Source organism: Frankia sp. KB5 (genome assembly GCF_002099325.1).
GTDB lineage: Bacteria > Actinomycetota > Actinomycetes > Frankiales > Frankiaceae > Frankia > Frankia casuarinae.
This window is the reverse complement of record NZ_MRUJ01000082.1, coordinates 1-25,557: the sequence shown is the minus strand read 5'-3', so window position 1 is coordinate 25,557 and position 25,557 is coordinate 1. Positions and strand designations below refer to the sequence as shown.

Below are 25,557 nucleotides of genomic sequence, written 5' to 3'. Positions count from 1 at the left end.
TCCCGGGGACGGCCGGATCGGGGGAGGTTAAAGAAATGCCGCCCCCCGATCCGACCGGAAGGAAGGGYAACATCGCCGGAAGAATGTGAGTGACGCCACCCTCCCGTCAACGCCGCTACCCGCCGTAACCATGATCCGGGCTGGCGGAGTGGTTTTCCCACTCCACCGGATCAGGCCATGCCGAACTCCTCGAGGAGTGCGGCACGCTGCTTGGCGCCGAGTCCTCGCAGTCGGCGGGTCGGACTGATCCCGAGCCGTTCCCGGATCTTCTGGGCGCGTACGCGCCCCACTCCGGGAAGCGACTCAAGAACAGCCGAAACCTTCATCTTGCCGACGACCTCATCAGCCTCGGCCTGTTCCAGGACGGCGGCCAGCGTGGTCTCCGCCTTCTTCAACCGCTCCTTGAGTTCCGCACGCTGCTTACGAGCCAACGCTGCTTTCTCGAGGGCGGCGGCCCTCTGCTCGGGCGTTAGGGGCGGCAGGGGCACGGGTACGCCTCCTCAATTCGGTGATCGCGCCGCGCAAACTAGCGAGGAAGGGACTCCTCAGTCCAGCCTTGGCCATAACACTCTGATGCGAACATATTGTCAGCACAAGAGAAGGCTTTGACGGACGAAAGGGGTGGCCCACTCGTGCCGCACCCTTTCGGTCTACGGCGGCCCCACCGTACCGCTTCGTACCGCACCAGGACGAACACACCCTGGTCCCATCGGCGTCACAGCAGGTCAGCAGCCCTGCCGGCAGCRCTGAGACCTGCGGCGATGGCCCTCGCGGCGACCCCGGGGTCGGGCGCACCGGTGATCGGGCGACCCACCACGACCAGGTCAGAACCCCCCACAAGGGCAGCTTCCGGCGTCGCGGTTCGGGCCTGATCGCCGGTTTCCGACCCCGCCGGTCGCACGCCTGGAGTGATGAGAGTCACATTGCTACCAAGCTCCATACGGACCATTCGAACCTCCCGCGGACTGCACACCAGGGTGCGCGCACCGGCTTCGACCGCAAGCACGGCGAGCCTGYGGACGGCGTCGGAAGGGGGTCCGGCGAGCCCGATCGCGCTGAGCGCCGCCACATCCAGCGAGGTGAGTACGGTCACGACGGCTACCTCGACATCCGGGGCCGCCTCGATCGCCGCACGTATCATCGCCGCCCCCCCAGCCGCATGCACGGTCACGAAACGAGGGCCCAACGGGGTGATTGAGCGCATTCCCCCGGCGACCGTGGCGGGAATGTCGTGCAGTTTGAGATCGAGGAACAACTCCGGGGCACTCCCGGTGCCGCCCGCGGCGACCGCCGCGCCGCCGGCCCCGGCGAGCACGCCGGCCGCGCGCAGCGCCGTCACGATTGCCGGGCCCTCCCGGTAGAACAGCTCCAGACCGATCTTCAGCACGGCCACGGTGGGGGCGACCGCGGCGGCCCAGCGCAGCGCGGTCGCGGCGTCCGGGGCATCCAGCGCGACCGCCAGCGGCGCCCGGCCCCGCGGCGGGGTGAAGCGGGGCGCGGCCGCGCTCCTCCCGCCGGAGCTCCTCCGGCCGGCGCTCATCCGCTCCTCCTGGCCGCCGGTCCGAACACGGCGGACTCAGGCGCCGCGGACTCAGACGCCGCGGACTCAGGCGCCGCGGACTCAGACGCCGCAGAGCCGGAGGATTCGGGCGGCGAGCCGCCCGGTTGTCCCCCGCCCCACGCCTGCCGCAGCGCCGCGTGGTATTCCTGCAACGATCGGACCCCCAGCTCCCCCCGTACCAGCGCTTCCACGCCCTGCACGCAGGCCGCCGCACCCTGGATCGTGGTKATGCACGGAACCCCGGCACTCACGCAGGCTGTGCGGATCTCATAGCCGTCCAGGCGCGGGCCGACGCCCCACGGGGTGTTGATGACGAGGTCGATCTGCCCGGATGTGATCATCTCGACACAGTCGAGTAGCCCCTCGGTGGGGGCCCAGTGCTTGCCGAGGACGACCGCCTTGACCCCGTTGCGCCGCAACACGTCCGCGGTCCCCTCGGTGGCGTAGACGACGAAACCGAGATCCGCGAGCCGCTTGATCGGAAAAACCATCGCCCGTTTGTCCCGGTTGGCCACGGAGACGAACACCCGGCCGTAGGTGGGCAGCGAGGCGTACGCGGCGGCCTGGGACTTGGCGTACGCCGTGCCGAAGCCGTCGTCGATGCCCATCACCTCACCGGTCGACTTCATCTCCGGCCCGAGGACGGTGTCGACGCCGCGGCCACCGGCGTCACGGAAGCGCCCGAAGGGCAGCACGRCCTCCTTGACCGAGATGTGCGAGTCCAGCGGCAGGGTGCCACCGTCGCCGGAGCGCGGCAGCAGGCCCTCGGCCCGCAGCTCGTCGATGGTCGCGCCGAGCATCACCCGGGCGGCGGCCTTGGCCAGCGGCACCGTGGTGGCCTTGGAGACGAACGGCACGGTCCGCGACGCCCGGGGATTGGCCTCCAGGACGTAGAGCACATCGGACTGCAGGGCGTACTGGACGTTGAGCAGACCCCGCACCCCGACGCCCTTCGCGATCGCCTCGGTGGACGTCCGGATACGGTCGAGCTCCGAACGGCCCAGCGTGATCGGCGGCAGGGCGCAGGCCGAGTCGCCCGAGTGGACCCCGGCCTCCTCGATGTGCTCCATCACCCCGGCGAGGTAGAGCGTCTCCCCGTCGTAGAGGGCGTCAACGTCGATCTCCACCGCGTCGTCGAGGAACCGGTCGACGAGCACCGGATGTTCCGGGGAGATGGCGGTGGCCCGATCGATGTAGTCGCGCAGCATCGTGTCGTCGTAGACGATCTCCATGCCACGCCCGCCGAGCACGTAGGACGGCCGCACCAGCACCGGGTACCCGATCCGCTCGGCCACCGTGCGCGCCTCGGCGAAGGAGGTCGCCACCCCGTGCGGCGGCGAGGGCAGGCCCRCCCGGGCCAGCACACGCCCGAACAGCCCACGGTCCTCGGCCAGATGGATCGCCTTGGGCGGGGTGYCCACGACGGGCACGCCCGCCTCGGCGAGCGCCGCGGCGATGCCGAGGGGGGTCTGCCCGCCGAGCTGGACGATTACCCCGGCGAGCGGCCCGGCCTGCTGCTCGGCGTGGACGACCTCAAGCACGTCCTCGACCGTCAACGGCTCGACGTAGAGCCGGTCGGCGGTGTCGTAATCGGTGGACACCGTCTCCGGGTTGCAGTTGACCATGACGGTCTCATAGCCGGCGTCGGAAAGCGCCATCACCGCATGACAACAGGCGTAGTCGAACTCGATGCCCTGGCCGATGCGGTTGGGCCCGCTGCCGAGCACGATCACCCGCGGCCGTTTGCTCGGCGCGACCTCGGTCTCGGCGTCGTAGGCGGAGTAGTGGTACGGGGTCTCGGAGGCGAACTCCGCCGCGCAGGTGTCGACGGTCTTGAACACCGGCCGGATGCCGGTGCGGTGGCGGAACGCCCGGACCACGTCCTCGGAGGTGCCGAGGATCTCGGCGAGCTGGACGTCGGAGAACCCGGCTCGCTTGGCCCGCCGGATGCCCGCCGGATTGCGGCTGATCATCGCCGCGGTCTCGTTGAGGAAGACGAGCTGGTCGACGAACCACGGGTCGATCCCGGTGACCCGGGTGACCTCGTCGGGATCCGCGCCGGCAAGCAGCGCCTGCTGGACGGTACGCAACCGGCCGTCGTGGGGAACCCGCGCGGCTTCCAGCAGGTCGGCGGCGTCCGCCTCGGGCGGGACGAAGGAGAACACCGAGCCCGGGGCCTCCATCGAGCGCAGCGCCTTCTGCAGCGCCTCGGCGAAGCTGCGGCCAACCCCCATCGCCTCGCCGACGGACTTCATCGTCGTCGTGAGCGTCGGGTCGGCACCGGGGAACTTCTCGAACGCGAACCGCGGCACCTTCACCACGACGTAGTCCAGCGCCGGCTCGAAGGCCGCGGGCGTGGTGCGGGTGATGTCGTTGGGGATCTCGTCAAGGGTGTATCCGAGCGCGAGCTTCGCCGAGATCTTCGCGATCGGGAAGCCGGTCGCCTTCGACGCCAGCGCCGAGGACCGCGACACCCGGGGGTTCATCTCGATGACCACCTGCCGGCCCGTCGCAGGGTCGACGGCGAACTGGATGTTGCAGCCGCCGGCGTCGACGCCGACGGCCCGCATCACCGCGATCGCCATGTCCCGCATGCGCTGGTACTCGCGGTCGGTCAGGGTCATCGCCGGCGCCACCGTGATCGAGTCGCCGGTGTGCACCCCCATCGGGTCGACGTTCTCGATCGAGCAGACCACGACCACGTTGTCCGCGCGGTCGCGCATCAGCTCGAGCTCGTACTCCTTCCAGCCGAGGACCGACTCCTCCACCAGCACCTCGGTCGACGGGCTCGCGGCCAGTCCGTCCGCCGCCATCCGGCGCAACTCGCCGGAATCATGGGCGAAGCCGCTGCCGGCGCCGCCGAGGGTGAAGCTGGGTCGCACGACCACCGGGTAGGAGAACTCCTCCCCGGCGGTCAGGCACTCGGCGACGGTGTGGCAGATGGCGCTGCGCGCGGTCTCGCCGCCGACCGCGGCGACGATGTCCTTGAACGCCTGACGGTCCTCCCCGGCGCGGATCGCGTCGATATTCGCGCCGATCAGACGGACCTCGAAGCGGTCCAGGACACCGGCGTCGTGCAGGGCGACGGCGGTGTTCAGCGCGGTCTGGCCACCCATGGTGGCCAGGATCGCGTCGGGCCGCTCCCGTTCGATGATCTTCGCGACGATGTCCGAGGTGATCGGCTCGACGTAGGTCGCGTCCGCGATCTCCGGATCGGTCATGATTGTCGCCGGGTTGCTGTTGACCAGGATGACCCGCAGGCCCTCCGCGCGCAGCACCCGGCAGGCCTGGGTACCCGAGTAGTCGAACTCGCACGCCTGGCCGATCACGATCGGCCCGGAGCCGAGGACCAGGACGCTGCTCAGATCCTCATGCTTCGGCATGACCGGCCTCCCGCACAGATCGCTCACTCCGCTCCCGGYCACCCTCCCGGGTGTCCGCCATCAAAGCGCGGAACCGCTCGAACAACGGGGAGGCATCATGCGGCCCCGGCGCGGCCTCCGGATGGAACTGCACGCTGAAGGCCGGCACGTCCAGACACTCCAATCCCTCGACGACGTTGTCGTTGAGGCCGCGGTGGCTGACCACCACCCGGCCGAACGGGGTGTCGGTCACCCCGGTGAGCGGCGCCCGCACGGCGAAGCCGTGGTTCTGGCTGGTGACCGCGATCCGCCCGGTCGCCATATCCCCGACCGGCTGGTTCACGCCGCGGTGGCCGTAGGTGAGCTTGTACGTCTCGAAGCCAAGAGCGCGGGCCAGCAGCTGGTGCCCGAAACAGATCCCGAACACCGGGACACCGGCCCGCAGCACCGTCCGCAGCGCGTCAACCGCATAGTCCGCCGCCGCCGGATCGCCGGGACCGTTCGACAGGAACACCCCGTCCGGTTCCAGCGCCAGCAGCTGTTCGCCGGTGGTGCGGGCCGGCAGCACATGCACCTCGCAGCCCAGCGCGGCCATGGCGGCCGGCGTCGCGCGCTTGATGCCGAGATCGAGCGCGGCGACCTTGAACAGCGCGGCGCCCGCCACCGCCTCCACCACATAGGGGGTAGGGGTGGAGACCCGGGGCGCGAGATCCGCGCCGAGCATCTCCGGGGAGGCGCGGACCCGGTCGAGCAGGGCGTCGAGCGCCGCCGCCCGCTCGCCGTCCGCGCCGGAACCCGGGCCCGGGCCGACCGGGCCACCGTCGGCGTCGGCGTCGGCGTCGAGCACGCTGCTGATCCCGCACCGCATCGAGCCGAGCTCACGCAGGTGACGGGTCAGCGCCCGGGTGTCGATCCCGCTGATCCCCACCACACCGGCCGCGGCCAGCTCGTCGTCGAGCGTGCCCCGGGCGCGCCAGTTGGAGGCCCGCCGGGCGGGGTCACGCACGACGAACCCGGCGACCTGGATCCGCTCGGACTCGTAGTCCTCGTCGTTGACGCCGGTGTTGCCGATGTGCGGGGCGGTCATGATGACGACTTGGCCGTGGAACGACGGATCGCTCAGCGTCTCCTGGTAGCCGGTCATCCCGGTGGAGAACACGGCCTCGCCGAAGGTCTCGCCGATCGCCCCGTACGCCTCGCCGACGAAGCTGCGACCGTCCTCCAGCATCAGGACCGCTCGCGTCGGCGTCGTGGTGGGAGTGCTCACCGATCCTCCTTCAGCCTGTTGACCTCACCGAGCGGTGAGGTCAACGGGTCGACCGACGACCAGCCGGGGTCAGACTGATCAAGCTGTCCCGGGTCCACCCACCCGGGGTCCGATTCCGGATCCGCCGGCCACTGATCGGGATGACGCCGCTCGGGGTGGCGCGGGTCGGAGCGGCGCGGGTCGGGGTGACCCTCATCCTGGTGTCGCCGATCGGGGAGTCGCTGGTCCGAGCGCCACCGCTCCGCGTAGAGCCGCCGGTCGGCGGGCACCGCCCGCTCGCCGCGGGCCTGGGCCCGCTCCCCCCGGGAACGCAGCCGAGGGCCGGTCCGGATCGCCGGCATCTCCTCGGTCGGTTGTCCGGAACCCGGCCGCTGCCCGGACCGGCCCACCGGCCCGGGGCCGGGCGCGACGGCCCGGGGCCGGATCCGCGGGCGGATCCGCGGTACCGCGTGCGGCGAGGTGACGTCGCCCGGTGCCAGATGCGCGGGCGGGGGGCCGATCAGGTCGTGGACGGCGCGCACCACCTTGGGCTGGCGGGCACGGTCCTCACCGCGGAAACCGGTCTCCAACTCGTGCCCGCCGAACGACCACGCGATGACGATCAGACGCCCGGGGGCGGAGACCTTGCCGGCGTGCGCCCGCTCCAGGCGGGCACCGCGGACGGCCTCGCGCGGGATCCAGAACGCCTCGCCGGGGCGGTCCACCCGCACCCCGGTCTCGTACACGCTGACGTAGCCGCCGGCCCGCCCGCCCAGCCCGCGGGCGGCGATCCATTCCAGCCAGTGCCCGGCGTCGACGGTGCCGAGGTACATCCCGCGCAGCGGAGCGGCGAACACCGTGCCTGGTTCCGCCGGCGGGACGGGCAGCTCGGGAAGGTCCTCCTCCTGACGCTCGGCCCGGTTGCGCCACGCCCGTCGCATCGAACCGACCGCCGCGACGAACACCAGCAACAGGCCAAGCAGGAGAAGCAGGTGCAGCCCCAGGCGATCCGGCGCCCGGTCCAGGGCGACGGCGGGCCCGGCGGCCGACAGGGCGGCGCGCGAAACAGTCATACGATCTTCCCGTCGAGCACGGTGGGCCGTCCCCGCAGGAACGTGGCGCGGATCGTTCCCGGCAGCGACCGGCCCGCATAGGGCGTGTTGCGGCTGCGGCTGGCGAGCGCGTCCGGCTCGACCATCCGCCACGGCGCCGGGTCAAGCAGGGTGACGGTCGCGGGCGCGCCCACTGCTATGGAACTCCACACCTCGGCCGCGGTTCGCGGCAGGCCACCGATCCTTGCCGGGGCCAGTGCCATCCGCTCGGCGACCCCGGCCCAGTCCAGCCGGCCCGGGATGACCATCGTCTCGATGACCACCGACAGCGCCGTCTCGAGACCGAGCATGCCGGGACGCGCGGCGGCCCACTCCGTCTCCTTGTCCTCCAGCGCGTGCGGAGCGTGGTCGGTGGCGACGCAGTCGATCGTGCCGTCGGCGAGCCCGGCGCGCAGCGCGGCGACGTCCTCGGCGGTGCGCAGCGGCGGGTTGACCTTGTAGACCGGGTCGAACGAGCAGACCAGGTCGTCGGTGAGCAGCAGGTGGTGCGGGGTCACCTCGGCGGTGACGTTCCAGCCCTTCGCCTTGGCCCACCGGATGATCTCTACCGATCCGGCGGTGGAGACGTGACAGACGTGCAGTCGGGAGCCGACGTGCCCGGCCAGCAGCGCGTCCCGGGCGATGATCGCCTCCTCGGCGACCGCGGGCCACCCCGGCAGCCCCAGCCTGGCAGYCACCGTGCCCTCGTTCATCTGGGCGTTCTCGGTCAGCCGCGGTTCCTGCGCATGCTGGGCGATCACCCCATCGAACGCCTTGACGTACTCCAGCGCCCGGCGCATGAGCAGCGCGTCCGACACGCAGTGCCCGTCGTCGGAGAAGACCCGCACGCCCGCCGCGGAGGAGGCCATGGCGCCGAGTTCGGCGAGCCGCTCGCCGGCAAGTCCGACGGTGACCGCGCCGACCGGCCGGACATCGCAGTGACCCGCGTCCAGGCCGAGCCGCCACACCTGCTCGACGACCCCCGCGGTGTCGGCGACCGGATTGGTGTTCGCCATCGCGAACACGGTGGTGTAGCCACCGAGGGCCGCGGCGCGGGTGCCGGAGGCGACCGTCTCGGCGTCCTCCCGGCCGGGTTCCCGCAGGTGGGTGTGCAGGTCGACCAGGCCGGGGAGCAGGATCAGCCCGTCCGTGTCCAGCACGGTGGTGCCGGCGGGCAGTCCCCCGGCCCCGGCGTGCGTGGAGCCGGCCGGTCGCCAGGCGGCCACCACCCCGTCCGCGAGGACGACGTCGACGGGGTCCCCGCCGAGCGGGCGGACCCGCCGCAGGACCCAGGAGGTCCCCGCCGACCTCCCCACCGGCGTTTCCTCCGACGTTTCCGCCGCGGGCGTCGTCATGAGACCTCCCCGGAACCACCCAGCAGCAGGTACAGCACGGCCATCCGCACGCTCACCCCGTTCGCAACCTGTTCCACGACTGTCGACCGGGCGGAGTCGGCGACCCGAGAGGCGATCTCCATCCCGCGTACCATCGGGCCGGGATGCATCACCAGGGCGTGGTCGGGCAACATCTCCGCCCGGTCGGCATCCAGCCCGTAGCGCCGGCTGTACTCCCGTTCGGTCGGGAAGAAGGCCGCGGACATCCGCTCCCGCTGGACCCGCAGCATCATCACCACGTCGCTCTTGGGCAGCACGGCGTCGAGGTTGTACGACACCTCGACCGGCCACGAGGAGATTCCGAGGGRCACCAACGTCGGCGGGGCCACGACGGTCACCGTCGCGCCCAGCGTGGCGAGCAGCCACACGTTCGATCGCGCCACCCGGGAATGCAGCACGTCGCCGACGATGGTGACGGCGAGGCCGTCGATCCGGCCGAGCCGGCGGCGCATGGTGAAGGCGTCGAGCAGGGCCTGGGTCGGGTGCTCGTGAGTGCCGTCTCCCGCGTTCACCACGCTGCCGCGTACCCAGGAGGCCAGTCGGTGCGGCGCGCCACTCGCGGCATGCCGGCAGACCACGGCGTCGGCACCCATCGCCTCAAGGGTCTGCGCCGTGTCCTTCAGACTTTCGCCCTTCGACACGCTTGACCCGCGCGCCGAAAAATTGATCACATCGGCCGACAGTCTCTTGGCGGCTACCTCGAAGGACGTACGGGTGCGGGTGGAGTCCTCGAAGAACAGGTTGACGACGGTGCGGCCCCGCAGGGTCGGCAGTTTGCGCACCGACGCCTCGGCGACCCGCGCCATCCGTTCGGCGGTGTCCAGCACCAGCAGCGCGTCGTCCCGGTCGAGATCCTCAGTCGACAGGAGATGGCGGTTCACGCCCGTCCCCCGAACCCGGCTTGTGCTCCCCACACGGCACTTCCCCCGATCATGGCTGGTTCCCGGGGGGCGCGTCGTCGGCGCCGTCCCCCCCGGCGGCCGAGAGGATCAGCACGCCGTCGGCGCCGTCGATCTCCCGCAGCCGGACTGCCACCGACTCCCGGCGCGAGGTCGGCATGTTCTTCCCGACGTAGTCGGCGCGGATCGGCAGCTCGCGATGGCCCCGGTCGACCAGGACCGCGAGCTGGACGGCACGCGGCCGGCCGTAGGCGGCCAAGGCGTCCAGCGCCGCCCGCACCGTGCGCCCGGAGTAGAGGACGTCGTCGACGAGGATCACCACGCGGCCGTCGACACCACCCTCGGGAATGTCGGTCACCTCGAGGGGACGCACGCCGCGCAGTCGCAGATCGTCGCGGTACATGGTCGGGTCAAGGGAGCCAACCGGGAGACGCACCCCCTCGACGGCCTGCACCCGCTGTGCCAGCCGGTGCGCAAGGGGTACCCCTCGGGTGGGTACTCCGAGCAGGACGACCCCGGCGCCACCGGAGGTCTTCTCGAGAATCTGATGCGCCATCCGGCTGACGATCCGGGTGATGTCGTCTGYGGACAGTACTGCCCGGGCGGTGCCGGGACGGCGCGATGCGGGGTCGCTCGCGGCAGCCGGGGCCACGCGGCATCCCTCCTTCCCCGCCTCACGGGACGGTCCTTAAAGGAGTGGTCCCAGCGACGTTACCAGGGCCCTCAGGACGTGTGAGGATCTCGCCGCCGGACGCCGACGCCCCTGGCGCCCGGCGCGACGACGGGTCGCCCACCGGTCCGGACAGCGCGGGACGTTATTGCCGCGCCAACCACGCAGCATCATGTTGTCACTACTTGTCACTGGGTTCGATGCCGTCGCCACAGCGGTGGCGGCATCCGGAAGTTCCCACCGCTCAGGCGTAGGGCGCAACCAGAGGGCTACAGAAAGTGGTACAAAGAAAGAGGCGACACGACCCCCCGGGTGTCGAGCGTCAACCCGGCGGGCACTACTATCGGTAACCGCCGGCGGCACGAGCCCCGGTTCCAACTGATCGACCACGACAGGAGTGGRCACTCCGATGTCCGACTATGCGAAGGCGCTCGGTGCTCGGCTGCGCGCGATACGCACCCAGCAGGGGCTCTCGCTTCATGGCGTCGAGGAGAAGTCGCACGGTCGGTGGAAAGCCGTCGTCGTGGGTTCCTACGAACGTGGGGACCGCGCCGTCACCGTGCAGCGCCTCTCCGAGCTCGCGGAGTTCTACGGCGTTCCRGTGGGGGAGCTTCTTCCCGAGGGTTCCACCGTCGCTCCGCTGGAGCAGTCTCCTCGGATCGTTCTCGACCTCGAGCGTCTCTCCCAGGTTCCCAAGGAGCAGGGTGGTCCGCTCGCCCGGTACGCRGCGACCATTCAGAGCCAGCGCGGCGACTACAACGGCCGGGTGCTCTCGATCCGGTACGAGGACCTGCGCTCGCTCGCGGTGATCTACGACACCTCGCCGAGCAAGCTCACCGAGCAGCTCGTCTCTTGGGGCGTGCTGTCTCCGGAGCAGGGCGCGGACGCCGCGGCGACCGACGTCTAGCCTCGCTCCGGTATCGCGGTACCGGTACCGCGATACCGGTACCACAATCCGCCGGCTCGCATCCGCGCCACCCGCGGCACACGTATCCGGGGAAGGACCCGGTACGTCGCCTGGGCGACGTACCGGGAACGCCGATCCCGGTTCCCTCCCGGCAACCGGGCAACCCCGGTGGACCGCCGCTACGACGGCTGGCCGGGAATTGAATCCACCGCCGATCCCCGTCCGGTCGACTCGGCCGGGGTGGCCAGGCCCTTTCCCTCGACCAGACTCGCGAGCAGCCCGTTGACAAACGCCGGCGACCGGTGGGTGGAGAGGTTCTTCGCCAGTTCCACGGCTTCGTCGATGGCGACCCGATCCGGGACGTCGGGACGCCAGAGCAGTTCCAGCACGGCAATCCGCAGAATGTTGCGGTCGACCGGCGGCATCCGCTCCAACGTCCAACCCTCGGCGTACCGGGCGATCCGCTCGTCGATCTCCCCGCGGYGCTCGACGACCCCCTCGACCAGCTCGACGGCGTATTCCGACACCGGTGGATCGGACTGGGCCAGCCGGGCGGCGAGGATCTCCGGCACGGCGCTCGCGCGCACGTCCGCTTCGTAGAGGATGTCCAGCGCCCGTTTACGGGCCTTGGACCTGGCGCTCAGCTCGTCACCCGGCCCAGGTACCGGCCGTCACGCGTGTCGACCTTGACCTTTTCCCCGCTGGTGATGAACAGCGGCACGTTGATGGTGGCGCCCGTCTCCAGGGTGGCCGGCTTCGTCCCGCCGGTCGAGCGATCGCCCTGCACCCCCGGGTCGGTCTGCGAAATGGTCAGCTCGACGCTGGCCGGCAGTTCGACATAGAGCGGGGCGCCGTCATGTAGCGCGACGGTGGCCACGGTGTTTTCCAGCATGTAGTCGGCCGTCCCACCGACGACATCCGGCGGGATCGGGATCTGATCGTAGGACTCGCTGTCCATGAAGACGAAATCGGCACCGTCCCGGTAGAGGTAGGTCATCTCGCGGCGGTCGACGGTCGCGACGTCAACCTTGACCCCGGCGTTGAAGGTGCGGTCGACGACCTTCCCGGTGAGCACGTTCTTCAGGGTCGTGCGGACGAACGCCCCACCCTTACCCGGCTTGACGTGCTGGAAGCCGACGACGTTCCACAACACCCCGTCGATGTCGAGCGTCATGCCGTTCTTCAGGTCGTTGGTGGTCGCCACTGCGCGCGTTCTCCGTTTCCATCGCCGTACGCCGACGGCGGGTGTGGTCGTTCCCCGGACCCTCGTGCGAGGACCGCGGTGCTCTCTCCCCAGGCCATCCCCAGGCTCCCCAGGCCATCCCCAGGCCGCTTCCATCCTCAGGCCGCTTCCGGACCCCGCCACCGGGCGAACGCACCGGGCGCGGACACCGGGCGCGGACGTGGCGGCGATCCTACAAACCGCCGCGACGAGTCTACCGACCCTCGGCGACAGTGGTGAACGCCGCGATCAGCAGGCCAGCGTCCGGATTGTCCAGGATGACGGTGCGGCCCTGCGCCTCGAGGCCGACGAAACGCATCCGCCGTCCCCGCGCCTTCTTGTCGACCCGCATCGCGTCGAGCAGCGCCGCCCACCGGTCGTCCCGGTAGGTCACCGGCAGGCCGATGCGGGTCAGCAGCTCACGGTGCCGGTCGGCGGTGGCGTCGTCGAGGCCGACGACGAGCCGGGACAGCTCCGCCGCGAACACCATGCCCACCGAGATCGCCGCGCCGTGCCGCCAGCTGAAGTGCTCGACCTTCTCGATGGCATGACCGAGGGTGTGACCATAGTTGAGGATCTCCCGCCGGCCGTCCTCCCGCGGATCGCCGGAGACCACCTCGGCCTTGACCCGGRTGGACCGCTCGATCAGCTCGGGCAGATGCGCGGCGCCGGTCGGATCGGCGTCGAGCAGATCGAGGATCGCCGCGTCGGCGATGAAACCGGTCTTGACGACCTCGGCGAGCCCGGCGCGTACCTCGACGGCCGGCAGAGACTCCAGCGCCGCCAGATCGCACAGCACGCCGAGCGGCTGGTGGAAGGCCCCGACCAGGTTCTTGCCCGCGTCGATGTCGATGCCGGTCTTCCCGCCGACCGCCGCGTCGACCATGCCGAGCACGGTGGTCGGCACCTGGACGACGTCCACCCCGCGCAGCCAGCTCGCGGCGACGAACCCGGCCAGGTCTGTCACGGTGCCGCCGCCGAGGCCGATCACCATGTCGTCCCGGGTGAAGCCGATCCGGCCGAGCACGTCCCAGCAGAAGCCGGYGATCCGCAGCTGCTTGGCCTCCTCGCCGTCGGGCACCTCGATGGCGTGCGCCTCCACGCCCGCGTTCTCCCGCAGGTCGGCGACGACGGCGTCCGCGGTGGCCCGCAACGCCCCGGGATGGATCACCGCGGCGCGGGTCCGCCCGACGACGGTCTCGGCGAGCTCGCCGAGCAGGCCCACCCCGAGCACGACGTCGTAGGGACGCCCGCCGCCCGGCCGTACCGGGATCCGCACGATGTCGGAGGCCTTCACCTGCATACTCACCGTTTGCCCCCCGCGGCGTCCGCCGCCTCGTCCGGTTCGCTGCCCCCCGCGGCGTCCGCCGCCTCGTCCGGTTCGCTGCCCCCCGCGGCGTCCGCCGCCTCGTCCGGTTCGCTGCCCCCCGCGGCGTCCGCCGCCTCGTCCGGTTCGCTGCCCGCCGCGAGCAGCGGGCCCAGGGCCGCCGCCAGCAGGTCGGTCACCTCGTCCGGCTCGTGCCCCGCGGTGTCGATGACCACCGTCGCCACCTCGGCGTAGAGCGGCCGGCGCGCCCTGAGCAGGGCGGCGAGCCGCGTGCGGGGCCCCTCGACCAGCAGTGGACGGTCCCGGGCGAGGCCCACCCGCCGCACCGCGTCGGAAACTCCCACCTCAAGATAGACGACCCGGTGCCCGGCCAGCAGGGTCCGGGTCTCGGCGTCGAGCACCGCTCCCCCGCCAAGGGCCAGGACCCCCCGGTGATCCGCGAGCGCGGCCGCCACTGCCCGGCGCTCGGCCAGCCGGAAGTACTCCTCACCATGATCGAGAAAGATGTCCRCAACGGTGGTGCCGAGCGCCGCCTCGATGTCGGCGTCGGTGTCGCGGAAACCCACCCCCCACCGCCGCGCCAGCTGGGTGCCCACCGTCGTCTTCCCCGCTCCGGGCGCTCCGACCAGCACCACCATCGGCCCCGTCCAGGCCATCGGCCCCGTCCACGCGTCCGTCGCCGGCTCCCCCACGATGATCCTCTGTCTTCGCCGCCTGCCGATTCCCGCCGCCGATCAGCGGATGACCAGGGACTTCAGGTACCCCTCGTAATTACGCCGGGTCTCCTCCACCGAGTCCCCCCCGAACTTCTCCAGCGCCGCGTCGGCGAGCACGAGGGCGACCATCGCCTCCGTCACCACCCCGGCCGCGGGCACCGCGCACACGTCGGACCGCTGGTTGATCGCGACCGCCGCCTCGCCGGTGGACACGTCCACCGTGGACAACGGCCTGGTCAGCGAGGAGATCGGCTTCATCGCCACCCGCACGCGCAACGGCTCGCCCGTGGTCATGCCGCCCTCGACCCCGCCGGCCCGGTCAGTCGCCCGCCGCACCCGCCGGCTGCCGGCACCGGCCGGCTCGATCTCGTCGTGCGCCCCGGAACCCCGCCGCCGCGCGGTGGTGAAACCGTCCCCGAACTCGACGCCCTTGATCGCCTGAATGCCCATCAGCTCGCCCGCGATCCGGGCGTCGATGCGCCGGTCGCCGTGCACGTAGCTGCCGAGCCCGGGCGGGCAGCCGTACGCCAGCACCTCGACGATGCCGCCGAGGGTGTCCGCGTCGGCGTGGGCCACGTCGATCTCGGCGACCATCCGCACGCTGGTCGCTTGGTCGGCACAGCGGACCGGGTCCGCGTCCACCGCCGCCAGCGACGTCGGGGCGGGCACCCCCGGGGGCACCTCGACCGCGCCGATCGCGACGACATGCGAGATCACCTCGATGCCGTAGGCCTGCCGCAGCAGTGCCTTGGCCGCGGTGCCGAGCGCGACCCGCGCGGCGGTCTCCCGGGCGCTGGCGCGCTCCAGCACGGGCCGGGCGTCGTCGAACCCGTACTTCTGCATGCCGGCGAGATCGGCGTGGCCGGGCCGGGGCCGGGTCAGCGGGGCTGCGCGGCCCAGGCCCGCCAGCGCCGCCGGATCGACCGGGTCGGGCGACATGACCCGCTCCCACTTGGGCCACTCGGTGTTGCGGACGACCACGCTGACCGGGCCGCCGAGGGTGACGCCGTGGCGGACTCCACCGAGCAGCTCGACCTCGTCACGCTCGAAGCTCATCCGCGCGCCGCGACCGTGCCCGAGCCGGCGGCGGGCCAGCTCGGCGGAGATGTCGGAACTGGTCATCCGGATCCCGGCGGGCAGCCCCTCGACCGTCGCCACCAGGGCGGGACCATGGGACTCCCCCGCCGTCAGCCAACGCACCATGACCCCAGTCTTTCACGCTCACCGCCCCTGTCACGACCGCGCTCAGGCAGGACAACCGGAATCAAACGGAACTATCAGTATCAAGTAGGACAAACGAGATCAGCCGGCGCGACCGAGGACGGCGAGCAGCGTCCCGGCGAGCAGAAAGGGACCGTAGGCGATGCGGTCATGCCGGCCGACCCGGCCCGCCACGAGCAGCGCGCTCGCCCAGAGCCCCCCGAGGACGATGCCGGCGAACAGCCCGAACACCACACTCGGCCAGCCGAGCCAGCCCAGCGCACCGCCCAGCAGGCCGGACACCTTGACGTCCCCGCGCCCGAGCCCCGCCCTCGGCAGGCAATGCACCCCCAGGAAGATCACCCAGACGGCAGCCGCGGCCATCCCGGCGCGCAGCAGACGGCCGGGCTCGCCGGTGAGCAGCGCGGCGAGGCCGAACAGCCCGGCGAGCACCGGATAGGACGGCAGTACCAGATGGTCGGGCAGGCGGTGCACCCGAAGATCGATCACGGCCAGCCAGACCCCGACGACCGCCAGATACACATAGGCCGGCAACCAGCTCGGATGATCGTGCAGGGCGACGGTCACGGCCGCGGCGACCAGCACCGTCACGGCACCGAGCGCCGCCGCCCCGGGCGCCTCCCGGTGCGGGGCCTGCCCGGGCAGCGCCGGCACGCCGGCCACGATCCGGCGACCGAACGGCAGGGCGGCGAGCGCAGGAAGGGCGATCAACGTGCTGAGCGCGCCGCCCGGCACCACTCCCGGCACCGCTATCCGCCGGCAGGTCCACCGCGGCCGCGGGGACCGCTCCCCGCGAGACCGTGGCCGCCCGGCACGCCGACCTCCACCGCCGGGGGCCTGTTCCCCCGCGTCCGCTCGTCCAGCGCGGCCTGACCCGCGGCCAGCAGAACGCTGGTGGGAACCACCTGCCCGGTGAAGTGCTCGACCTGCCCCACGGCCTGGGCGGCGAGGATCTCCAGGCCACCTGCGACCCGGGCACCGGCCCGGTAGGCCGCGGCGGCCAGCGCCGTGGGCCAGGGATGATAGAGCAGTTCTACGAGCTGGCAGGCTGGCGGCCACGGTCCGGTGGCGAGCCCGTCGGTCGCGCCGGCGGGCGTGGTGGAGATGACCAGATCCGGACCGGCAGGCAGGCCCGCGGCCAGCAGCTCCCAGGGCAGCGCGGTGACCTCGACGCCCAGCCGCGACCCGATCTCCGCCACCTCCGCCACGGCGGCGGGCCGGCGGGCGACGACGCCGAGGCGGGTGCAGCCCGCCGCGGCGACCGCCGCGACCGCGGCGCGGGCCGTGCCACCGGCACCGAGTACGAGCGGCTGGCCTGGGACCGCGCCGCGCATCACCCGGCGCAGCGCCATGCCGATGCCGTCCACGTCGGTGTTGTAGCCACGCAACCGGCCGGCGGGCCCGACGACGACCGTGTTGACGGCGCCGATGACCGCCGCCGTCGCGTCCACCTCGTCGAGCAGGTCGAGCGCGACGGTCTTGAGCGGCATGGTCAGGGACAGCCCGACCCAGCCCGGATCCGTGCGGACCCGGGTGAGCATCGCGGCGAGCCCGGTCTCGTCGCAGTGCACGGCGGTGTACGTCACCGCGAGACCGAGCTTGGCGTAGGCGGCGGCATGCAGCAGCGGGGAGAGCGAATGGTCCACCGGTGCCCCGAGCACGGCGGCGCGGGTGGGGCCCGACGGCGGCGCGGTGGCCGCGACGGTCGCCGGCGGTTCCATGGGCCGACGACGGCACTCAGGGGGCCGACGGCGGGCCGGGGTAGTGCCGGCGGGAACGATCTCCGGCACTACCGGGCCCTCCTCATGCTTGCGGGCCTCATGCTCGCGGCTTCCCTCGCACTACTCACGACCTCCTTCACGCCGGTACTGGGCCTCTGCCTGCTCCCACTCCCGCTCCGTGGTGGCGAAGACCGTCACCTTGCTCTGCGGCATGGAGACGAAATAGAACCACGATCCGTCGGCCGGTTCCAGTGCCGACCGCAGCGCCCAGACGCCGGGGTTGGAGATTGCGCCCGGCGGCAACCCTTTCACGRCCCGCGTGTTGTACGGGTTGTTCTGGGCGAGTTGTTCCTTGGTCAACGGCCCCTCGTACCCGTCCGTGGCGTAGCGGGTGGTCGAGTCCATGTCGAGCCGGCCAAATCTTCCCGATGTGTCCCTGAGCCGATTGTAGATCACCCGGGCCACCTTCGGACCCTCGTCGCGGTTGGCCACCTCCTTCTCGATGATCGAGGCGATGGTGACGATGTCCTTCGGCGGGACCCCGAGCGCGGCGGCCCTGCCCTCCAGATCGATCGCCGCGGTCTCCCGCTTGAAGCGGTCGACGAAGGAACGCAGCAACTGCTCGGGCGTGGCCCCGGGCACGAGGTCGTAGGTAGACGGGAAGAGATAGCCTTCCAGCAGGTTCGGCGGCGCGTAGGACGGCAGGCCCAGCTGGGCGGGGTTCTTCGCGATCGCCTCCAGGTCCGCCATCGACGTGCCCGGGAGGCGTTCATGCAGTGCCGTGAGGACCTCACGGACGGTCATGCCCTCTTTGATGACGAACTTGAACGGCGCGGACGAGGCAGGGTCGAGCAGGGCCTCGAGCGCCGCGGCGGCGCTCATCCTGGTGTGCAGACGGTAGGTGCCCGGCTGGATGCCCAGCGACTTCGGATTCGCGGTGGCGGCCTTGACGAACGCGGCGACACTCGCGGTCACGTTCGCGTCGTGCAGCTCCCCGGCGATCTCCCGGGTACTCGCCCCGGCCGGGATCTGGACCATCGCGATGCCCTCGCCGGAGCCGGAGTAGTCGGCGGGCTCGCCAGCCGAGATGTGCCCGACGACCTTCCCCACCCCGTAGATCCCCAGTCCCAGCAGGGCGGCGACCACGACAAGCACCGCGATGAGCTTCGGCAGCGCGCGACCGCGCCGGCCGCCGTCGGGACCGGGCTCGTCCCAGCCGCCGCCGTCRTCCCAGGCGCGGTGGTCCCAGTCGACCCCGGCACGGTCGTCCGGGTACTGATCATCGGCGTAGTGTTCATCCGAGTAACGATCACCGCGCTGGCGGRCCCGACGGCGACGCGAGTAGGGGTCCTCGTCGAGCATCTCGTCGAGGTCGCCGCCGGTCACCTCTCGTCCGACGGCGGGACAACACCGTCCGGAGCCCGGGGGCCGTCTCTCGGAGCCCGGACCACGCCGTCCGGACCCGCGGCCGGGGCGGCACACCCGATCACGCCGGGCGCGGCGCTCCCCCGGCGGCTGTCCAGGTCGTGCTGCAGGATCTGCACGGCTGCCTCCTGATCCACGAGACTCCGGCGGGCACGCGAACGAACGCCACGCTCGGCCATCCTGCGATGAGCCGCAACCGTGGTGAGCCGCTCGTCCACAAAACGCACGGGGACGGGTGCGATCCGCTCGGCGAGTACCTCGGCGTACTGCCGCACCAGCCGGACCGCCCGGCCTTCCTGCCCGGACATCTGTCTGGGCAGGCCGACCACGACCTCTACAGCCTGCCGCTCCCGGACGATGAGGACGAGCTGATCTATGTCCGCATTACCCCGTCTGTCCCTGGCCAGGGTAGTCACCGGAACCGCGAGCACGCCGCCCGGGTCGCTCGCGGCGACCCCGACCCGCACCGAGCCGACATCGACCCCGATCCGCACCCCGGGCCGAGAATCCCCGGGCCGAGAATCCCCGGGCCGGGAGCCCGAGCCGCTCACCGCGAGGCGTGCTCGGCCACCAGCCCCCGCAGCCTGGCGAACACCGCCGGCACCAGCTGTGGGTTCCCCCCGCCGCCCTGGGCCACGTCCGGCTTGCCGCCACCCTTGCCACCCAGGCTCGCCCAGGACTGCCGCACCAGGTCACCGGCGCGCAGCCCCCGGCCGCGCGCGGCGTCGTCGGTCACCACGACGATCGACGACCCGTCGGCCTTGGCCACGGCGACGACGGCGGGCCGCCCCGCCAGCCGCCCACGCACGTCCAGCGCCAGCAGCCGCACGTCGTCGGGGGCGGTGCCGGCGGGCACCTCGGCGGTGACCACGGCGACGCCAGCCACCTCCTCGGCACCCTCGGCCAGCGCCCCGGCCCCGGCGAGTACCGCGGCGGCCCGCAGTCGTTCCAGCTCCCGCTCGGCGTCGCGCAGCCGGCCGACGATGTCGGTGACCCGGTCCACCAGCTCATCCGGACGGGCCTTCAGCGCGGTGGACAGCTGCGACACCAGGAGATGCTCGCGCGCCAGGTAGCGGAAGGCGTCGAGGCCGACCAGCCCCTCGACTCGGCGGGTGCCCGCGGAGATCGACGCCTCCGACAGCAGCTTCACCGCGCCGAGCTGCGCGGAGCTCGCGACGTGCGTGCCACCGCACAGCTCGCGGGCGTAGTCGCCCACGTCGACGACCCGCACGGCGTCGCCGTACTTCTCGCCGAACAGCGCCATCGCGCCGAGCCGGCGGGCCTCCTCCTGCGTGGTTACGAAAGCCCGCACCGGCAGGTCACGCAGGGCAACCTCGTTGATCTCGTCCTCGACGTCGGCGAGCACCGACGGCGGCACCGCGCCGAGGGCGTGGAAGTCGAACCGCAGCCGGCCCGGGGAGTTCAGCGAACCGGCCTGGGTCGCGCCCTCGCCCAGCGCGCGACGGAACGCGGTGTGCACGAGATGGGTGGCGGTGTGCGACCGGGACACCGCGCGGCGACGATCGGCATCCACCTCCGCGAACACCTCCACGCCGAGCCGCAGCTCGCCGCCGAGCACCCGCACCCGGTGCAGGACCAGGTCGGGCACGGGCCGCTGGACGTCGAGCACCTCGACCTCGCCGCCGTCGAAACGCAGCCGACCGAGGTCGGGCTCCTGGCCGCCGCTCTCGGCGTAGAAGGGGGTCGCGTCGAGCACGACCCCGACCTCGGTGTCCTCCCCCGCCGCCGCCAGCCCCGCGCCGTCGGCGATGCCGACGAGGCCCACCACGCCGGAGGTCCGGCTGAGCTCCTCGTACCCGGTGAAGGTCGTCGGGCCGGAACGGGCCAGGATCGGCCGGAACGCGGACAGGTCGACGTTGCCGATCCGCCGCGCGGCCCGGTCCGCCTTCGCGGCCTGCCGCTGGCGGTCCATCAGCCGGCGGAAACCCGCCTCGTCAACGGAAAGGCCCGCCTCAGCGGCCATCTCCAGTGTCAGGTCGATCGGGAAGCCGTAGGTGTCGTGCAGCTTGAAGGCCGCCTCGCCGCCCAGCGTGGTCGAGCCCAGGGATCGGGCCTGGCGCGCCGCGGTGTCGAAGATCGTGGTACCGGTGCGCAGCGTCTCGGCGAACGCCTGCTCCTCCGCGACGGCGACCCCGGTGATCGTCTCGGCATTGTCGAGCAGTTCGGGGTAGATCGTCCCCATCGCCGACCCGACGACCGCGAACAGCTCGCTCATCACCGGCTCGTGGGCACCGAGCAACCGGGCGTTACGGATCGCCCGGCGCAGCATGCGGCGCAGCACGTAGCCGCGCCCCTCGTTGGAGGGGACGACGCCGTCGGAGATCAGCATCGCGGCGGTGCGGGTGTGGTCGGCGATCACTCGCAACCGCACGTCATCGGCGGGGTCCGCGCCGTAGCGCCGCCCGGTCAGCCGGCCGGCGGCGTCGAGCACCGGCCGGGAGATGTCGATCTCGTAGAGGTTGTCGACACCCTGGAGGATGGTCGCCATCCGCTCCAGGCCCATCCCGGTGTCGATGTTGCGGGCCGGCAACTCACGCTCGATCGGATAGTCGTACCCGGCGCCCTCGCCCCGCTCGTACTGCATGAAGACGAGGTTCCAGACCTCGAGGTAGCGCTCCTCGTCCGCGATCGGACCGCCCTCACGGCCATAGGCGCAGCCGCGGTCGAAGTAGATCTCGCTGCACGGCCCGCACGGCCCGGGCACGCCCATCGACCAGAAGTTGTCCTCCTTGCCGCGGCGCTGGATGCGCTCGGCGGGCAGCAGCTTGCGCCAGATCCCCTCGGCCTCGTCGTCGTCGAGGTAGACCGTCGCCCACAGGTCGTCGGCCTTGAAGCCGAACCCTTCGGTGAGCAGCTCGAAGGCGAACGGGATCGCCTCGGCCTTGAAATAGTCGCCGAACGAGAAGTTGCCGCACATCTGGAAGAAGGAGGCGTGCCGCGCGGTGTGCCCGACATTCTCGATGTCGACCGTCCGGACACATTTCTGCACGCTGGCCGCCCGCGGCCACGGCGCCGGGAGATCCCCGAGAAAATAGGGCTTGAAAGGCACCATGCCGGCGTTGACCAGCAGCAACGTCGGATCCTGGGCCACCAGTGAGGCGCTCGGGACGACGGTGTGCCCGCGCCGGGCGAAGTGGTTGAGAAAGCGGCTACGGATCTCGGCCGTGTCCATCGGGTTCACGTCGTCCAGACTCGTGGGAAGAGGTTCGACATCCCGGGGTGGCGTGCTGTGGTCGGGCGCGCCTTCCGGGCTGCGGTGAGGGCGGGTGCCCCCGGCCCGCGGGCAAGGGAGTCCTCAGGGCCGCCGGGCGCCGGGGACGAGCCGCATCGTGCGTTCGGCGTCGTCGAGGTCAGCGGGGTAACGCGGCGCGCCGGAGCCGGCGACCCGCGCCGCGGTGTCCCGGGGCGGGGCAGCCCCGACCGCGTCGCCTCGATCCGCTTCGTCGCCTCGATCCGCTTCGTCGCCTCGATCCGCTTCGTCCGGATCACCGTCGAGGCCGAGCGCGACACGGATCTCCTCCTCCCGCTCGGCCGCGGCCTCGCGCACGTCCGCGAGGAACTCCTGTACCGACTGTACGAGAGAGCCGGCCAGACTCGTCGGTGTCAGGGAGGCTGCGGCCTTAGCCACCTGGCGCACCACCACGACGCCGGCCGCCGCCCCGAAAGCGAGATAGAAGATCCTCGACATCTACCGGCCTCCCCGACGCCCGCCCGCCGCGCCGGCGGCCGTGGACACCGACGGGGTCTTCTCGCCCGCGGGCTGCGGGCCGCCGCGCCCGGCCGGCCGCCGCGCCGCCTTCTCGGCCTTCATCTGGGCCGTCACCCGGGACTCGACCTCCGAGCGGGTCCGCTTGGCCGCCGCCTTGCGCACGCCGTAGCTGAACGCCGCGACGCGCACCATCGGGCCGCCGAGCGTCGCCGCGAACAACGACGTCAGCGAGGAGACGTTGGTCGTGATCGACTGCACGTTCGCCGTGATCGCGTCGACCCGGTCGAGTTCCTTGTTGACATGCGAGAGCGCCAGATTGACCTCGTCGACCGTCGCGCCGGCCTGCCTGACCCGGGCGGTTCCCTCGTCGAGGGCGAGACCGGTCTGACGTACCCGGGCCGCGGCCTCATCGAAGATCTTACCGAGCTTGAGCAGGACGTAACAGCCGAAGAGGACGAGCACCGCGAACGCGCCCGACGCGATCAGGCCCGCGACCGCACCACCGGACATATGTGCTCCTGCCTCCATCGTCGTTGGGCCGGTCCCACCCCACCCGATTCGATCCGCCGTGCCGCGGGCGCCACCCAGCCGACGCTCCTGGAGTGACCTTACCGAGACGGCTACCGGGGCCACGGGTAGCCCCCACGAGAGGAGTCAGGACGGCGAGGAGGGCGGTGGGGAGGGCGGTGGGGACGAGCCCGGGGACGGCGGTGGGTCACCGCGCACGACGCCACGCAGCTCATGGACCCGATCGGCCGCGCGGCGCTCGAAGCCGTTACCGCTCGGCTGGTAGTAGTCGGTCGAGGTCAGCCCGTCCGGCGGGTACTGCTGACGCACGACGTTGCCGGGGGCCTYGTGCGGGTACCGGTAGCCCGCGCCGTGGCCGACCCGCCGCGCGCCGCGGTAGTGGGCGTCGCGCAGATGCGCGGGCACCGGTCCGGCCCGCCCGGCACGAACATCCGAGGTGGCGGCGTCGATCGCCCGGATCACCGCGTTCGACTTGGGCGCCAGCGCCAGGTGGATGACCGCCTGCGCGAGCGCCAGGCGGGCCTCGGGCAGGCCAACGAACTCCAGCGCCTGGCTGGCCGCGACCGCGACACCGAGCGCGCCCGGATCGGCCATGCCAATATCCTCACTGGCAAGGATGATCATCCTCCGGGCGACGAACCGGGGATCCTCGCCGGCCTCCAGCATCCGCGCGAGGTAGTGGAGGGCCGCGTCGACGTCGCCGCCCCGCATCGACTTGATGAAGGCACTGATCACGTCGTAGTGCTGGTCCCCGGACCGGTCGTAGCGCACTGCGGCTCGGTTGACGGCCCGCTCCAGCAGGTCGAGATCGAGCCGTGGCCGCGGGTTGACGAACGCCTCGGCGTCTGCCCCGGCATCGGCACCCGCTCCGGCCTTCCCACCCGGTCCGGACTCGCACTCATGGGCTTCGAGCAGCGCCTCGGCCCCGGCCTCCAGGGTGGTGAGGGCCCGGCGGGCGTCACCTCCGGCAAGGCGGACCACGTGCTCGCGGGCCTCGTCGGACACCGACAGCCGCCCGTCGTACCCACGCGGGTCGCGCAGYGCCCGGGTCAGCACCCCGCGGATGTCGTCGTCGGTCAGCGGCTCCAGCGTCAGCAGCAACGACCGGGACAGCAGGGGGCTGACCACGGAGAAGAAGGGGTTCTCGGTGGTGGCGGCGACCAGAGTGACCCAGCCGCGCTCGACCGAGGGCAGCAGCGCGTCCTGCTGCGTCCGGGTGAACCGGTGCACCTCGTCGATGAACAGCACCGTGCGCGCACCGGACGTTGACAGCGTCTCGCGAGCCTCGTCGATGACGGCGCGGACATCCTTCACGCCGGCGGTGACCGCGGACAACTCCCGAAAGCGTCGCCCGGTCGCCCTCGACACGATGTGCGCCAGCGTGGTCTTGCCGGTGCCGGGCGGTCCCCACAGCACGACCGAGGTGGTTGCGCCCCCCTCGACCAGCCGGCGCAGCGGGCTTCCCGGCCCGAGTAGATGCCGCTGGCCCACGACCTCGTCCAGGGTCCGTGGCCGCAGCCGGGCGGCGAGCGGAGCCGCGCGGTCCACCCCCGGACCGCCGCCACGCCGATCCCGGAGAGCGGCGAACCCCGAGGCGGAGCGGGACGCCGTCCCGGCCTCCGACGCGTCGGACGCCCCGGCACCAGCCCCGGCACCAGCCCCGGCACCATCGGAGAGATCGGCGTCGAACAGGCTCACCCGTTCACCGTACGACCGTCGTACGACCGCTGGGAGGCACGATCAGCCCGGAGCACGGCAGACGGCGGCCTCCGACGGCGGCCTCCGACGGCGGCTCACCGAAGCAGGCATATTACATACAACGGTATAAGTGTCTTAAATTGGCCCTTAAGCCTACGCCCATTCCCCCGACCACACTCGGACCACCAGAGCTTCATTGCCGATGCACCGGAACGCGGCCAATGCGCCGGAACGCGCGGCGAACGGGTAGTGCACCGCGCGCCATCCGGAACAATCCCCCGAGAGACCACGCTTCGTTCACGTCGGACACCGGACCTCAATGGCGCGCGTATTATCATTCAGCTAGTCCGTTCAGCTGCTCGACTGAGCACATGTGCCGCCTTCGTGGTAATGCACGGTGTTCCGGACGGAACCGCGCCCGAAACCAGGCCGGGAACCGGGCCGGATTACGAAATCGCCCTGACCAGCCCAGATCGCAACGACGGGCTACCGCCCCTCACCCGGGGCGGGTGCCCGCAGAACCCACCCTCGCCACGGCACAGCCACACCACACCGTCAGAACCGACCAGCTCACCCGGAGACCGAAACCCTGCCCCGGAGAGGTGTCATCCGATGACCGTGCTACAGCCGCCCCGCGCCCTCGGAAACCGTGCCGCCGCATCACGCGGGCACCGCTTCGACAAGAACAGCGCGATACCCGAAGCTCCGATCGCATCAGCCGAGCCGACCGGGCATCCGGTTCGGCTGGCCCGCCCGGGGGAGACGGACGACCGCGAGTCGCGCCCCGCCCGGGACACCACCACGACAATCACCCGAACCGGCACCCCCGGCATCGGCGG

General features: G+C 71.8%; 22 protein-coding genes and 1 pseudogene. 2 read left to right on the top strand and 21 right to left on the bottom strand.

Going from position 1 to position 25,557, the window contains the following annotated elements:
• Positions 1-170: 170 nt before the first annotated feature.
• From mihF to pyrR, 8 genes are all read right to left on the bottom strand, one after another.
• Positions 171-488 carry an integration host factor, actinobacterial type gene (gene mihF, locus KBI5_RS09590; protein ID WP_011437581.1) on the bottom strand — a complete coding sequence of 106 codons (318 nt, stop codon included), beginning with the start codon at positions 486-488 and terminating at the stop codon, positions 171-173.
• Between the two features lie 227 nt (positions 489-715).
• Positions 716-1,540: an orotidine-5'-phosphate decarboxylase gene (gene pyrF, locus KBI5_RS09585; RefSeq protein ID WP_085015039.1), complete on the bottom strand. Its 825-nt coding sequence runs from the start codon at positions 1,538-1,540 to the stop codon at positions 716-718.
• Positions 1,537-4,944, bottom strand: a complete 3,408-nt coding sequence (gene carB / locus KBI5_RS09580; RefSeq protein WP_085015038.1) for a carbamoyl-phosphate synthase large subunit — start codon at positions 4,942-4,944, stop codon at positions 1,537-1,539. Before carB ends, pyrF begins: the two co-directional genes overlap by 4 nt.
• Positions 4,931-6,151 carry a glutamine-hydrolyzing carbamoyl-phosphate synthase small subunit gene (gene carA, locus KBI5_RS09575; protein WP_198537613.1) on the bottom strand — a complete coding sequence of 407 codons (1,221 nt, stop codon included), beginning with the start codon at positions 6,149-6,151 and terminating at the stop codon, positions 4,931-4,933. Before carA ends, carB begins: the two co-directional genes overlap by 14 nt.
• 35 nt (positions 6,152-6,186) lie before the next feature.
• Complete coding sequence (locus KBI5_RS09570; RefSeq protein WP_035911615.1) at positions 6,187-7,242, bottom strand: hypothetical protein; 1,056 nt, start codon at positions 7,240-7,242, stop codon at positions 6,187-6,189.
• Positions 7,239-8,615: a dihydroorotase gene (locus KBI5_RS09565; RefSeq protein WP_241882783.1), complete on the bottom strand. Its 1,377-nt coding sequence runs from the start codon at positions 8,613-8,615 to the stop codon at positions 7,239-7,241. Before KBI5_RS09565 ends, KBI5_RS09570 begins: the two co-directional genes overlap by 4 nt.
• Complete coding sequence (locus KBI5_RS09560; protein ID WP_085015035.1) at positions 8,612-9,535, bottom strand: aspartate carbamoyltransferase catalytic subunit; 924 nt, start codon at positions 9,533-9,535, stop codon at positions 8,612-8,614. Before KBI5_RS09560 ends, KBI5_RS09565 begins: the two co-directional genes overlap by 4 nt.
• A gap of 49 nt (positions 9,536-9,584) precedes the next feature.
• Positions 9,585-10,205: a bifunctional pyr operon transcriptional regulator/uracil phosphoribosyltransferase PyrR gene (gene pyrR, locus KBI5_RS09555; protein WP_085015034.1), complete on the bottom strand. Its 621-nt coding sequence runs from the start codon at positions 10,203-10,205 to the stop codon at positions 9,585-9,587.
• 427 nt (positions 10,206-10,632) lie between these two features.
• Here pyrR and KBI5_RS09550 point away from each other — a divergent pair, with 427 nt between their 5' ends.
• Entirely contained in the window at positions 10,633-11,130 is a 498-nt protein-coding gene (locus tag KBI5_RS09550) for a transcriptional regulator (RefSeq protein WP_011437589.1), read from the top strand.
• Between the two features lie 179 nt (positions 11,131-11,309).
• Here the strand turns inward: KBI5_RS09550 and nusB are convergent, their stop codons facing one another.
• From nusB to KBI5_RS09485, 13 genes are all read right to left on the bottom strand, one after another.
• On the bottom strand, positions 11,310-11,774 hold the full coding sequence (nusB, locus tag KBI5_RS09545; RefSeq protein WP_085015033.1) for a transcription antitermination factor NusB: 465 nt from the start codon (positions 11,772-11,774) through the stop codon (positions 11,310-11,312).
• Complete coding sequence (gene efp / locus KBI5_RS09540) at positions 11,771-12,334, bottom strand: elongation factor P (protein ID WP_011437591.1); 564 nt, start codon at positions 12,332-12,334, stop codon at positions 11,771-11,773. The genes nusB and efp overlap by 4 nt, the downstream gene beginning before the upstream one ends.
• A 232-nt stretch (positions 12,335-12,566) precedes the next feature.
• Positions 12,567-13,655 (bottom strand): 3-dehydroquinate synthase, encoded by a 1,089-nt coding sequence (gene aroB, locus KBI5_RS09535; protein ID WP_085015032.1) that lies wholly within the window; start codon positions 13,653-13,655, stop codon positions 12,567-12,569.
• 2 nt (positions 13,656-13,657) lie between these two features.
• Complete coding sequence (locus KBI5_RS09530) at positions 13,658-14,335, bottom strand: shikimate kinase (protein ID WP_347272490.1); 678 nt, start codon at positions 14,333-14,335, stop codon at positions 13,658-13,660.
• A gap of 78 nt (positions 14,336-14,413) precedes the next feature.
• On the bottom strand, positions 14,414-15,598 hold the full coding sequence (gene aroC / locus KBI5_RS09525; protein ID WP_011437594.1) for a chorismate synthase: 1,185 nt from the start codon (positions 15,596-15,598) through the stop codon (positions 14,414-14,416).
• A 99-nt stretch (positions 15,599-15,697) separates the two neighbouring features.
• The gene (locus KBI5_RS09520) at positions 15,698-16,363 is read right to left on the bottom strand and encodes an A24 family peptidase (protein ID WP_023841493.1); all 666 of its coding nucleotides are present in this window, start codon (positions 16,361-16,363) and stop codon (positions 15,698-15,700) included.
• Positions 16,364-16,365: 2 nt separating this feature from the next.
• The gene (locus tag KBI5_RS09515; RefSeq protein ID WP_108913579.1) at positions 16,366-17,337 is read right to left on the bottom strand and encodes a shikimate dehydrogenase; all 972 of its coding nucleotides are present in this window, start codon (positions 17,335-17,337) and stop codon (positions 16,366-16,368) included.
• Positions 17,338-17,457: 120 nt separating this feature from the next.
• Positions 17,458-18,699 (bottom strand): endolytic transglycosylase MltG, encoded by a 1,242-nt coding sequence (mltG, locus tag KBI5_RS09510; protein ID WP_085015051.1) that lies wholly within the window; start codon positions 18,697-18,699, stop codon positions 17,458-17,460.
• Between the two features lie 20 nt (positions 18,700-18,719).
• Positions 18,720-19,313 (bottom strand): Holliday junction resolvase RuvX, encoded by a 594-nt coding sequence (gene ruvX, locus KBI5_RS09505; protein ID WP_023841491.1) that lies wholly within the window; start codon positions 19,311-19,313, stop codon positions 18,720-18,722.
• Positions 19,310-21,955 (bottom strand): alanine--tRNA ligase, encoded by a 2,646-nt coding sequence (alaS, locus tag KBI5_RS09500; protein WP_011437599.1) that lies wholly within the window; start codon positions 21,953-21,955, stop codon positions 19,310-19,312. The genes ruvX and alaS overlap by 4 nt, the downstream gene beginning before the upstream one ends.
• Before the next feature lie 123 nt (positions 21,956-22,078).
• Positions 22,079-22,471, bottom strand: coding sequence for a hypothetical protein (locus KBI5_RS09495; protein ID WP_085015030.1), 393 nt, complete (start codon positions 22,469-22,471; stop codon positions 22,079-22,081).
• The gene (locus KBI5_RS09490) at positions 22,472-23,002 is read right to left on the bottom strand and encodes a DUF948 domain-containing protein (RefSeq protein WP_011437601.1); all 531 of its coding nucleotides are present in this window, start codon (positions 23,000-23,002) and stop codon (positions 22,472-22,474) included. It lies immediately after the preceding gene.
• A 144-nt stretch (positions 23,003-23,146) separates the two neighbouring features.
• Entirely contained in the window at positions 23,147-24,568 is a 1,422-nt protein-coding gene (locus tag KBI5_RS09485; RefSeq protein ID WP_085015050.1) for a replication-associated recombination protein A, read from the bottom strand.
• A gap of 762 nt (positions 24,569-25,330) precedes the next feature.
• Between KBI5_RS09485 and KBI5_RS09480 the strand changes: the two are divergent.
• A pseudogene (locus KBI5_RS09480) lies at positions 25,331-25,557 on the top strand (GntR family transcriptional regulator); the annotation flags it as partial.